This is a genomic window from Paenibacillus sp. FSL H7-0756 (genome assembly GCF_038006765.1).
Lineage (GTDB): Bacteria > Bacillota > Bacilli > Paenibacillales > Paenibacillaceae > Paenibacillus_AQ.
Genome location: NZ_JBBOVT010000003.1, coordinates 1,134,619 through 1,147,293, shown reverse-complemented (window position 1 = coordinate 1,147,293; position 12,675 = coordinate 1,134,619). Strand labels below are relative to the sequence as shown.

The window sequence follows — 12,675 nt, the reverse complement described above, 5'->3', positions numbered from 1 at the left end:
CAGGTCCGGGCAGCGGCTTATAATCATTTCTGCAGGCAAAATCGTTACCAAGGAGGAAGATGAGCTGGATGAAACAGTATGATCTTGTCATATACGGCGGAACGGCAGCAGGTATAGCAGCGGCTGTCCAGGCATCCATCATGGGCAAAAGTGCGGTAGTCATCGAGCAGAGCCGGAGGATTGGCGGCATGACCACCGGAGGACTGGGCGATACGGATGTGGGGATATCGGCGGCGGTCGGCGGCCTGTCTCTGGAATTCTACCAGCGGATCGCGCAGAAATATGCGCAGGACGGGGCTTGCTGGCTGTTCGAGCCCAAGGTTGCGCTTGAGGTGCTGCAGGACTGGGTGGCGGAGCATAACCTTGAAGTCGTCTGCGGGGAAAGGCTGGAGCTTAAGAAGGGAGTGACCCGGCAAGGCTCAAGAATCACCTCCATTACCATGGAATCCGGGAAGGTCTATCAAGGGAGAATATTCATCGACGCCTCTTACGAGGGAGACCTGATGGGCCATTCCGGTGTGTCCTATGTGGTCGGCCGGGAGCCGAACGCACAGTACGGGGAGACGTTAAACGGTATTCAGCCCGGCCCTGAAGCAAATGAGCTCCCGCCGGGAATTGACCCCTATGTCATTAAAGGAGTGCCTTCGAGCGGATTACTCCCGCGTGTCAATGCGCACCGCGGCGGCGGTGCCGGCGAGGGGGACCATAAGCTGCAAGCCTATAACTTCCGCATGTGTCTGACAGACAATCCGGGCAACCGGATGATGATCAGCAAGCCTGAGGGCTATAGCGAAGCCGATTATGAGATTCTGTTCCGGGCCATTGAGCAAGGGCAGCGCTCACGCTTCTTCAAGCTGAACCGGGTCACTGCGGACAAGACCGATTCCAATAATAACAGCGGCATTTCTACGGATTACAACGGAATGAACCACAGCTATCCGGAGGCGGATTATGCTGCACGGGAACAGATATGGGAGGAACACCGCATCTACCAGCAGGGATATGTCTGGACGATCCAGAACCATCCGCGGATACCGGAGGAGATCCGGGAATTCTATAAGCCGTGGGGACTGCCGCTTGATGAATTCGAGGGCAGCGGCCACTGGCCATCCCAGCTCTATATCAGGGAATCCCGCAGAATGACCGGAGATTATGTGGTGACGGAGCATGATGTAAGGCGTGAGCACCTGGTGCCGGATTCCGCCGGAATGGGCTCCTTCGCCATGGACTCGCATCATACGCAGTATTATGTGAACGAAGACGGGCATGTGAGCACAGAGGGCGGATTCTATATCCGGTTGGCTGAACCTTACCCGATCAGCTGCCGGGCGATGTTGCCGAAGCGCAGCGAATGCACCAACCTGATCGTACCGGTCTGCCTGTCGGCCACTCATGCGGCCTACGGCTCCATCCGGATGGAGCCCGTCTTCATGATTCTGGGCCAATCGGCGGCGGCAGCTGCTGTAATTGCGCTTGAGGCGGATGGCATCGTTCAGAATGTTGAGTATGGGCAACTGCAAGCTATACTTCTTGCGTCCAATCAGGTGCTGTACACCACCGGACTCACCCGGGATTGAACCGGAAGCCGAAGCTGCGCCGGTACTCTCCCGGTGGAATGCCATACCGTTCCCGGAACATCCGGCAGAAGTGGGCGTAGCTCTGGAAGCCCGCATTGTCGGCAACCTGCTCCAGTGACAGTCTGCTGTAGAGCACCTGCTGCTCGGCAGACTTCAGCCTGACATCAATACAGTAGGCGAACGGCGATTGGGCAAAAGCGGCTTTGAACAGGCTGGAGGCACGGGAGATGCTTAACCCTGCGGAGGCGGAGATCTGCTCCAGGCTAAGCGGTTCATGGGCATGATTGTCAATGAACTGCTTCAGCTTGTAGGCGGTCTCCACCCCTTTGGTGCGCCTTCTGGCCTGAATCACCTGCTCCAGCGTCAGGCAGAACGTTCTAAGCAGGTAATCCAGCATTTCCTCCTGATGCTGCATCACTTTCCTCTTCTCGCCGGCAATATGCTTCCATAAGGTGATGACCGTATCGTCGAAGCCGATATTCGTCCGGGCCGGCAGCCTGCGGTCCTGCCACCAGGAATCCAGCCACTCCCCGCTTGCGATCAGGAAATAATCAGAGACGGGCTGAACTTCGCCAGAGCCTGGAGCGCTGCGGGGCTGTACGAACAGCTCGTACGGCTGATCCGGAGCATAGATCAGCAGATCGCCGGGGATGATGGTCTCGTATTTTCCTTCTACCAGAGCACGGCAGGTCCCTTCCATCTGCAGTCTGAAGAGATAGAAGGATAGCCCCTCTTGATACTTAACCGAGTGAGACTGCGTGTGTGTGAAGTAATTGGCATACAGGACGCTGCACCGTTGCGGATCGGACGCTATCACGGGTATGACTCCTCCTGGCGGTCCGGGTGGTACCCCGCCCTGAACTCTGACGGTGTCTGCCCGGTGATCTTCTTAAACATCTCGCTGAAGTATCTGCGCTCCTCATACCCCACAGCGGAAGCCACCTCCTGCACCTGCGCCCCTTCCACCAGCAGCAGCTTGGCCCGGTGAATACGCTCTGCGGTGATATACTGGGTAACGGTCACTCCGTTCACCTTCTTGAACAGGCTGGAGAAATAGCTGGCGCTGAGATGTACATGGGCCGCACATTCACCGACAGTGATATCTTCGGATAAGCGGCCCTTGATATACTCGACCGCCTCATAAATCACCTTTTGCCCTTCGGACAGGCTGTTGCGGCTTACCAGGGCGGCCCCCTCTGTACACAGGTCCAGCAGCAGCCGCTGGAGGGTGGCAAGCGGCAGTCCCGCTGTTCCCTGCACCGCCCTGAACCGCTGGATCAGCGGCTGAATCTCCCCGTACGGAACCAGCTCATAGAAGGTGCGGATCGCTGATGCGGCCAGCTCCTCATACAGAATAAGCAGATAATCGGGATTATGCCTGGAGCTCAGGCTCTTCAGCGATTCTGAGATTGCTGAGAGGATCGCGCCTGTCCGGCTGACATTGCCGGAGCGCAGCGCAAGCAACAGCTCGTCCTTGTACTCCAGCGCCAGCGGCTCCTGGCTTCCATTCTGGTGAATATCGTCATACATAATGGCGGCATTGCCTCCGGTGAACAGATGGTGGGCCAGCGCCCGGTGCGCCTGGCGGTAGGAATCCGGCAGCTCGCTGATCTCCTCCACCCGGCCTCCAACCCCAGCCGACACTGTGAACTTGGTATACCGTTCAATGTTCTTGCAGCAGCGTTCGGCAATCTCTACTGCACTGGCCGGACCAGAGTCATTCATCACCGCAAGATAGCGGTTATGTTTGGCCCGTAACACCACGCAGCGCGTATGCTCGGCAATGGTCTCCTGTGTGATATTCAGCAGGGAGAAGCGGATCAGCTCCACTTCGCGGATGGACAGCTCAGCCGCCCGTTCCTGAAAATGATCGATTTCAAGCAGCATCACTACGAACCCCTTAGGGTTTAGATCAATGCTCAGGAATTCCCATCGCGGCATCGCCTGCTCCCACGGCGTTCTGTGGCTGACCAGCAGGGCGAAATATTCCTGCCGCAGCACCGGCAGACTCTCCCGCAGCTTGTTCTCCATCTCCCGGAGGGTATGCTGTCTGGAACGCTCCTCCATAATCTCCGACTTCGCCCGCAGCACCGCCTTCATGATATCCTCTTCCGTGAACGGCTTGACCACGAAGTCGAACGCGCCAAGCTGTACCGCCTGCTGCGCATATTCAAAGTCGGCATACCCGCTGACCAGAATGATTTTACAATCCCGGTGGTGTTCCAGTACGGCACGCAGCATGGACAGGCCGTCCATCCTCGGCATACGGATATCTGTAATGACCAGATCCGGATGCAGCTTCGCGATCAGGTCCAGCCCATCCTCACCGTTGGCGGCCGTCCCTGCCACCCGGATGCCGTGCTCCGCCCAGTTCATGCAGCTCAGGCCTTCCACGACGCTTTTAATATCATCAATGATACATAGGGTTACCTTATGATCGTCCATCCTGATGCTCCTCCCGTTTGGGTAAAGATATACTAACCGCCGTCCCCCGGCCCGGTTCGCTGTCCACCCGGATTGCTGCACTGTCTCCGTAGTAGAGCTGCAACCTGCGGATCAGATTGGATACGGCATAGCCCTTCTCCGACTCCCGCCGGAACAGTGCACGGACCGCCTCCTCGTCCATGCCCGCTCCGTTGTCGCGGACCTTAAGACACCAGCGTTCTCCCTCATCGAAGACTTCGATATCGATCTGCCCCCCGCTCTCCCGGTTGCGGAAGCCATGCAGAATGCTGTTCTCCACCAGCGGCTGAAGCAGAATGCGCGGAATCGGGAGGGTAACCAGCGCTTCATCCTCCACATAGATCTCATAATGGAACAGCCCTTCATAACAGCTGCATTGGAGCTCCAGATACATGCGGACATGCTCCAGTTCCTTGGACAGCGTAGTGATCTCCTGCCCCTTGTTCAGCCCGAGCTGGAACAGCCGGGACAGGGACATGACCATGCTCTGCGACTGCTTCACCTGCTGCAAATTGAGCTTCCAGTAGATCGTATTCAGCGTGTTGTACAGGAAATGGGGGTCCATCTGGGCTGACAAGGCCTTGATTTCTGCCGAGCGCTTATTGGTCTCCGCCTGTGTGACCTCTCCGATCAGCACCACGATCTGCTCAAGCATCTGGTTGAACCGCATCCCGACCTGGGCCAGCTCGTCCCCGCCTCCGCTCTCGAATCTTGCAGTCAGATCATTGCTCTCCACCCGTCTCATCACCTTCATCAGACCTTGTAGCGGACGCAGCAGATAACGGGTAAAGGCTCCTGATACCATCATTGTAACAGTGAAGGCGAAGAGGGCGACCACCGCGAGCAGCCATTTCACATAGATCATATCCTTCAGTACGCCGGCCTTGGACTGGATCGTGGTCATCGTCCAATCGGCAATGCTTAGATGGGCATAGTTCAGCAGATACGATTCGCCCCCCAGCTTGAAGGTATTGCTGAGATCCCGGCTGCTGCTGATCATTCCGGTCAGATCACTGCTCTCCACCGCCTGCAGAACGAGCGGGTCCTTTACAGAATAGACGGGACTGCCTGCCGTGTTCAGCAGGAAGCTGCGTGCCCCGCCGCCGGTATCCCCGCTCACCAGCTTGCGGAAGCCGTCTTCACGGATGTTGACGATAATATAGACTCCGCGGACCGCTGTATCAAAGATAGGTTCCAGAATCAATGAAATAACCCGTTCCTTCCCGGAGAAGAGCATGTCCTCATGGCCTTCAACCCATGTATTCTTCTTCTCCTGTTCGATCCGCTCGTATAGTAAGGTATCCTTGAACTCCGTCAGACGGTTTCGGTTCATTGAGGAAGGGTAGAACTCCCCGATCGGCGTGGACACATAGATCGAATGGATCAGCGGCTCGGCAATCCGTGCCTGCGAGAAAACGTTATCAAGATCATTCAGGTGAGTATAATACCGGCCCGTGTCCCCGGTGACGACATCCCTCATCATATCGTGAAAGGGCTGGCTGATCATGAAGGTCATCATAATCAGCATCAGCTTGTTCAGCTTCTCATCGATGATCTGCGCCGATTTGACAACGTTATCCTGGGTAAGCTTCAGCGCATTCTTCTCCAAAGTCGCTGCCGAGATAGAATACGATAGTCCTCCGGTCATCAGCACGGAGAGGAGGATCACAGCCAAGAATGCGGTTTTTAATTTGCTGCGGAATGATTGCTTCCGGAAATAGTTCAAGTCCTTCACGCCTTCCTGTGTGCAGATACCCTGCTCTTCGATTATGTACCTGAACGTTCAGCCCGACAATACACAGCAGATGAAAAAGTGGATTCACCGTATGTGGACGATGGATCTGCCGTATGTACAGGCGTGTCCTAAACAATAACCCGTTAGCATTCGCTTGGCCGGGCGGATATGATACGATAGACAGGATCACGCTTCATCCTATTTATCAATGGAAGGAATGAATACAAAATGAAATACAGAAGACTGGGCAACACCGGACTTAAGGTTAGTGAGATCGGACTGGGCAGTTGGCTTACATATGGAACAGCGGCCGAGCAGAAGGCTGCGGATGAGTGTATTGCCGCTGCTTTTGAATGCGGTATCAATTTCTTCGATACGGCCAATGCCTACAACCGGGGCGAAGGCGAGAAGGCCATCGGTGCCGCACTCCGCCCTTATAAGCGTTCTGATTACGTCCTCAGCACCAAGGTATATTTCCCGATGGGCGACGGGGTGAATGACCGCGGGCTCTCTCGCAAGCATATTATGGAGCAATGCGAAGCCAGCCTGCGCCGATTGGGCACGGATTATATCGATGTGTACTTCTGCCACCGCTTCGATCAGGACACTCCTGTGGAGGAGACGCTCCGCGCCCTTGATGATCTTACCGCCCAAGGTAAAATCCTCTACTCCGCCGTGAGCGAATGGAGCGCGGCCCAGATCTCGCAGGCGGCTGGCATCAGCCGCAGACTGAACCTGCGGCCGCTCGCCGCCAATCAGCCGATCTATAACATGTTCGAGCGGTATATCGAGGACGAGGTAATTGAAGTATCCGCCCATGAAGGCCTGGGACAGGTGGTCTTTTCTCCGCTGGCTCAGGGTATTCTGACCGGCAAATACAAGGCCGGTCAGCAGCCACCGGCCGGTACACGCGGTGCGGATGATTCCGTGAACGGTGTCATCCGCAGCTACCTGCGGGATGATGTGCTGGAGGTTGTCGGCAGGCTGGATACGCTTGCCGCTGAGCTGGACCTGAAGCTCTCCCAGCTTGCGCTCGCTTGGGTGCTGCGCCAGCCCGGCGTTAGCTCGGCACTGATCGGTGCCAGCAGACCGGAGCAGGTGCTTGAGAATGCGCAGGCTGTGGATGCGGTGCTTCAGCCGGATACGCTGAAGGCGATCGATGATATTCTTAGTGAAGTAGCAGGTTTCGCACCAGCGAGATAGGGCCGGGGCGAGTGGGAGGTATGGTGCGTGGTAGGACCGGGTGGTTGGGCAGAAGCGTGGTAAGAACGTGGCGTGGTTGGGGCGGGTGTGGGCGAGGCGGAGTGTAAACAGCTTGGCGGCTGCGCAATGTGATCGGTTTTTCGATTACATTGGGTCCGCACAGCACCATGCGGCGCATTGTAGTCGGTTTTTCGATTACATTGGGTCCGCACAGCACCATGCGGCGCATTGTAGTCGGTTTTTCGATTACATTGGGTTCGCACAGCACCATCCGGCGCATTGTAATCGGTTTTTCGATTACATTGGGTCCGCACAGCGCCATCCGGCGCATTGTAGTCGGTTTTTCGATTACATTGAGTCCGCACAGCACCATCCGGCGCATTGTAGTCGGTTTTTCGATTACATTTGGACCGCACAGCACCATCCGGCGCATTGTAATCGGTTTTTCGATTACATTAGGCCCGCACACCACCATGCGGCGCATTGTAGTCGGTTTTTCGATTACATTCAGCCATATGCCTGCGCCATCACCCATTGTGTTCGATTTATCGCATACATTCAGCCATACAAGGAAGCCCCCTCCATCCCGGAAGGGGCTTCCTTTGCATACTATCAATGAGCCTCCTACAACCGGTCCTGTGTCTTAACCGTCTGCTCGGTGTGAGCAGCCTGCACCCTATTAATTAGTTGCTTATACCGCTCTTGATCCTCTGCTGAAGCATGCGGCCGGAATTGCTCGAATAATCTTACACTGCGGATCACACAGTCTATGCTGCCAAGTGCGGCGGAAGCCTCCAGACTCCCGAAGATATAACGCATCCCCTGCTCCATCTTCTCTGCCTTAAGAGAGTACACCGCCAGCTCATAGAGCAGTACCGGATATTGATCCGGCGTCTCTCTGCCCGGAGTTCCTTCGGCTTGCCCAAAGGCCGCTCCCCCCGGCATAAGCAGCGGCTGGAAGTGGCTGATAAGCTCATCTACCTCCCAGCCATACCGGTTAGCTGCTTGAACTGTCTTAAGCAGCCCGTCCAGCAGTCCGAGCCCAGGGGTCCCGATATATTCCACAACCTCAGGAAGAACCTCAAGTTCACCGCACATCATACGGTATAGACATGCATAGACTGTACCAAGCCTGCTGAACTGGTCTCTGATCTGCTCAACCTCTGCCGATTCTTCGACAATCCAGCTCATTTCAGAGTAGAGGCCGACATATTCCAGCGCCCGCTCATATTCACCGGATTCCTCGCATACCTTGGATTGCAGCCAGTAAGCATACAGTATATAGAAGCAAAGAGGTTGGGGCGCTTGCCTCAGCTCCTTCTTTTTTCTGGTTTTGTAAAATCTGATTTCATACTGGATAGATGTCTTGTGACGCAGCTCCTCTGCCAATAGTCTGGCCTTCTCCCAGTGCTGTAGAGCAATATAAATATCCGCCAGCTGCCGAAGCGCATCCAACTGGTCTATTTCCTCCAGACGCTCTACGAAATATTCAAACCGGGTCGCCGCGCGGAAGTCTGCCTCCGGGCTCTGGCCGATCCGGATCGTGAACAGCCGGTACTGGCACAGGGCCAGCCGCTCCGAATGCTGATATTTCTCACTGTCGGCTACTCCTTCATACAGCAGAGCGGCTGCCTGAAGCTTGCCTTGCCCGTAGAATTCCTCCGCCGTATCGAACAGGAGCGGGGCATATGTAATATTGTCCATGATGATTTGAACCACCTGCCGGATACACTCCAGCTTGTCCAGCTCCGCACAGCGGTGCAGGAAGGGTCCCAGCCGCCGCCAGTCGGGTGCGGAGTGTACCACACATTCATCTATATATAACTCATAAAATGCTCCTTCAGGAAGCCCCATTCCGGCGGTAATCCGGTCCAGCTGCTGCATGGCAATAGGACGGTTACCATTAATAATGCTGCTGAGTGTACCCGAATTGACACCGGAGATTCCTGCGAACTGATTGATTGTCTGGCCTTCTTTTCTAAGAAAAGCAGCCAGTTCTGTTTGAATTGTAGTGTGCTGTTGCAAACCAATACCGCCCCTCAAAAACCAGATATTCTAGTAAAAATCCAGATATTCCTATATCATAAATCCCTTAATTAGGCAGGTCAATCTGGTTTGAACGGTTCAAAAGTGGTTGACAAAGACGGAATATTTGTTATATATACCCAGTTAAAAAATCTTTTGCAACATTTCTGCTGAACCAACGTTTATTAGGGTATAAACAAGTTTGAGAATATTCCGGCAGGGTAAATAAGAAGTGTAGACTCATGCCGTGTAAGATTACGCCAAGGGGGAAATTCATAATGTTAAAAAACAAAAACGTCTACCTGCTTCCTGTTCTGGTTCTGTTGTTCCTTTCCCTCGTGACTACGGCAAGCACAACCATAAAAACCGCTGATGCCAAAAGCGAGGGGTCAACCCAGCATCTGACGGTATATATACATTCCTTAGAGAATCATAACGGTCAGACGACCCTTACCGGGGATGAGATCGAATGGTATGAAGGCGCAGCAGCCGATGCTGTCTTCGCAGAGCGGGAGCCGGAATCCGCAGCCGAAATCGGCGGTGCCCCGGACGGTTACTATATCGTGAATGACAGCGACACGCTGACTGCTTATACGGTAGCCCCGGATGCCAAGGTCACCATGCAGATCTATGATCACACCGGGAAGCTCGAAGACCTGGATACGAACTGGAACGAGTCGCTCACCTTGGAGAAGTTCATTCATGAATTCGCCAAGACAGATGTATTCGATCTAAGCGGTTCCCCTTATCACCTCACGATCAAGGATGGCCAGATTGTATCGATCGTGCAGCAGTATACTCCATAAGGAGCTGCTATCTTAATCACTTCCATAAAAAACCTCAAGCCATAGCCTGTTGCCCAGCAGCGGTTATGGCTTTTTTGCGTCTGCCTCCCCTCCCCAATCTAACCTTTTCACACATATTCAATCCAATCACTATTTACCCCCAAGCCCTTTATCTATAAGCTTAAATATAGGATATTCATCCAGCAGTAACCCTACAGAATCCATAGGAATGAGGATACAAAATGACAATTACACCCCATCAGCCTCTGGCGGCCCCGATTCAGGGTAAGCCCTTGTATGAGGAATACCGCATGGACCAGGTCCGTGTGTCCGATCCGTATATCGCAAACGCCTTTGCCAAGGAGATCGATTATCTGACCAGCTATGATCCTGACCGCCTGCTGGCGGGCTTCCGCGAGAACCGGGGACTGCCGAAGCGTGCCGACAAATATCCCGGCTGGGAGAACACAGAGATCCGCGGACACACGCTGGGCCACTATCTGTCGGCGCTGTCCCAGGCCTATGCCTGTACGCGGGATGACGGGCTGGCGCTCCGGCTGAACTATCTTCTGGAAGAGCTCGCCCTGTGCCAGCATGAGAGCGGTTACCTGTCCGCATTCGAGGAACGCCTTTTCGATAATGTGGAGAACAAGCAGCCAGCCTGGGTCCCTTGGTATACCATGCACAAAATCATTGCCGGACTCACCGCTTCCTACTCTGCCACCGGCAACAAAACGGCCTATGACCTGGCGGATAAACTCGGTGACTGGGTATATATCCGCACAGCCTCCTGGTCAGAAGAGGTCCATCAGCGTGTATTATCGGTGGAATACGGCGGGATGAATGACTGCCTGTACGACCTGTACAGAATTACCGGAAAAGCAGGGCATTTAAGCGCCGCGCATAGCTTCGACGAGCTGACGTTGTTCACACCAGTCCATGAGGGCAAGGATATTCTCAAGGGCAAGCACGCCAATACTACGATTCCGAAATTCCTCGGTGCGCTGAACCGTTACCGGACGCTCGGGGAGAGCGAAGTCTTTTATCTGGAAGCGGCGGTGCAGTTCTGGGAGATGGTGGTTCATCATCACAGCTACATTACCGGAGGGAATAGCGAATGGGAGCACTTCGGTGATCCGGATATGCTGGACCGGGAACGCTCCAACTTCACAGCGGAGACCTGCAACACCTACAATATGCTCAAGCTGACCCGCGAGCTGTTCAAAATCACGGGAGATCCCCGTTACGCCGACTTCTACGAGAACACCTATCTGAATGCCATTGTGTCGTCCCAGCACCCGCATACCGGGATGACGATGTATTTCCAGCCCATGGCGACCGGGTATTTCAAGGTCTACAGCTCGCCGTTCGAGCATTTCTGGTGCTGTACGGGCACCGGCATGGAGAGCTTCACCAAGCTGAATGACAGCCTGTACTTCTATGATGCGGCCAGCATTGTGGTCAACCAGTATTTCAGCTCTACTCTGGACTCTGCCGCGCATGGCCTGATGCTGATCCAGTCGGCCAACTTGCCTTATAGCGATACTGTAGAGTTCAAAATCTCAGTGATGCAGCCTCAGGCTCAGTCCACCACGCTGAAGCTTCGTCTGCCGGATTGGCTGGCGGGAGAACCTGGGCTTCTATTGAACGGGCAGCCTGTCAACTTAGAGATCAGCGGAGGTTACCTCTTGACGGACAGAGTATGGGAGGATGGCGACACGCTGCAGCTCAAGCTGCCGATGAAGCTGGCGCACTTCAGCCTGCCGGATGCCCGCCAGGTGGTCGCGTTCAAGTATGGACCGGTGGTGCTCAGCGCCGCTCTGGGCCAGAGTGATCTGTCTGTATCCGCTACAGGCGTTGCTGTAAGTGTCCCAACCCGCAACATGCTGGTGAAGGACTTCATCACGACGGTGAACGAGAGCCCGCAGGAGTGGCTGGCGCAGCTTGCGGACCGCGCAGTCCGGCTGGAGCAGGATGAACTGGCCTTTGCGCTGCGGGGAACGGATGAGGATCAGCGGCTGGTCTTCACTCCGCATTATAAGCAGCATAGTGAGCGTTATGGCATCTACTGGCGGCTGGTCGAGGCCGATTCGGCTGAGCTGCAGAAGCATATTTTACAAGGCAAAATCCGGCAGCGTGTACAGGACGCTACACTGGACAGTCTCCCGGTCGGCAATGACCAGTATGAGCTGGAGCATGGCATTGAGGGGGAGAACACCTCCGTAGCCACATGGGACGGATATAACGTCCGCAAAGCGGAGAATGGCGGCTGGTTCAGCTACCGGATGAAGGTGGCGCCGCGTACGGACAACTATCTCTCGGTCACTTATTTCTCAGGAAATAATGGTAAGAAAATAGCGATTTATGTAGACGGGGAGCTGATTGCGAGCGAGGTGCTGCATACGGATGAAGCCCGCAGCTTCTACGAGCGGAGTTATTTGATTCCTGCTGAAGCGGTTGGCAGCAAGACTGAGATGGAAGTCAAGTTCACGGTTCCAGAGAAGGAAAACGGCATCTTCGACCTGCTGCGCATGATGACCGGTTATGATCACAATGCCGGACTGCGCCAGCTCGCCTTCAGTGAAGGAACGCTGTCTACCTCCTTCAGCGGCGGTATAACCACGTATAGCCTGAGCGTTCCGCAAGCAGCGGGCCAGGTACAACTGAACGTTACACCACACCACCACAATGCCCTGGTCTATGCAGACGGAATTCTGATTGAGGATTCACTGCCGCGCGAGATCAAGCTGCCGCACAGCCGTACTGAGGTGAATCTCACGGTTAAGGCGGAGGATCATGTTACGGTGCAGGAATATAAGCTTCAGATTGTGAAAGAATAGCTTCTAGCAGTATAGCCAATACTGTACCACCCGGGGTTATCTCGGAT

General features: G+C 54.8%; 9 protein-coding genes. 5 read left to right on the top strand and 4 right to left on the bottom strand.

What is annotated here, in order from left to right:
• Positions 1–68 precede the first annotated feature (68 nt).
• Entirely contained in the window at positions 69–1,577 is a 1,509-nt protein-coding gene (locus tag NST04_RS31030; protein ID WP_341187668.1) for an FAD-dependent oxidoreductase, read from the top strand.
• On the opposite strand, the gene NST04_RS31025 is transcribed toward NST04_RS31030, so the two are convergent.
• From NST04_RS31025 to NST04_RS31015, 3 genes are read right to left on the bottom strand one after another with little or no spacing between them, the layout of a single operon-like run.
• Positions 1,564–2,394 (bottom strand): AraC family transcriptional regulator, encoded by an 831-nt coding sequence (locus NST04_RS31025; protein WP_341187667.1) that lies wholly within the window; start codon positions 2,392–2,394, stop codon positions 1,564–1,566. The genes NST04_RS31030 and NST04_RS31025 overlap by 14 nt on opposite strands.
• A complete protein-coding gene (locus NST04_RS31020) occupies positions 2,391–4,022 on the bottom strand; it encodes a response regulator (RefSeq protein ID WP_341187666.1) in 1,632 nt (543 codons plus the stop codon). The genes NST04_RS31025 and NST04_RS31020 overlap by 4 nt, the downstream gene beginning before the upstream one ends.
• On the bottom strand, positions 4,009–5,775 hold the full coding sequence (locus NST04_RS31015) for a cache domain-containing sensor histidine kinase (RefSeq protein WP_341187665.1): 1,767 nt from the start codon (positions 5,773–5,775) through the stop codon (positions 4,009–4,011). Before NST04_RS31015 ends, NST04_RS31020 begins: the two co-directional genes overlap by 14 nt.
• A gap of 228 nt (positions 5,776–6,003) precedes the next feature.
• Here NST04_RS31015 and NST04_RS31010 point away from each other — a divergent pair, with 228 nt between their 5' ends.
• Together NST04_RS31010 and NST04_RS31005 are read left to right on the top strand one after the other, a co-directional pair.
• Entirely contained in the window at positions 6,004–6,978 is a 975-nt protein-coding gene (locus NST04_RS31010; RefSeq protein WP_341187664.1) for an aldo/keto reductase family protein, read from the top strand.
• Between the two features lie 128 nt (positions 6,979–7,106).
• A complete protein-coding gene (locus tag NST04_RS31005; RefSeq protein ID WP_341187663.1) occupies positions 7,107–7,625 on the top strand; it encodes a hypothetical protein in 519 nt (172 codons plus the stop codon).
• Here the strand turns inward: NST04_RS31005 and NST04_RS31000 are convergent.
• Positions 7,603–9,003 (bottom strand): transcriptional regulator, encoded by a 1,401-nt coding sequence (locus tag NST04_RS31000; protein WP_341187662.1) that lies wholly within the window; start codon positions 9,001–9,003, stop codon positions 7,603–7,605. The genes NST04_RS31005 and NST04_RS31000 overlap by 23 nt on opposite strands.
• Positions 9,004–9,281: 278 nt before the next feature.
• On the opposite strand from NST04_RS31000, the gene NST04_RS30995 reads away from it, so the two are divergent.
• Both NST04_RS30995 and NST04_RS30990 read left to right on the top strand, forming a co-directional pair.
• Positions 9,282–9,809 carry a hypothetical protein gene (locus tag NST04_RS30995; protein ID WP_341187661.1) on the top strand — a complete coding sequence of 176 codons (528 nt, stop codon included), beginning with the start codon at positions 9,282–9,284 and terminating at the stop codon, positions 9,807–9,809.
• 221 nt (positions 9,810–10,030) lie between these two features.
• Positions 10,031–12,628 carry a beta-L-arabinofuranosidase domain-containing protein gene (locus NST04_RS30990; RefSeq protein WP_341187660.1) on the top strand — a complete coding sequence of 866 codons (2,598 nt, stop codon included), beginning with the start codon at positions 10,031–10,033 and terminating at the stop codon, positions 12,626–12,628.
• Positions 12,629–12,675 lie beyond the last annotated feature (47 nt).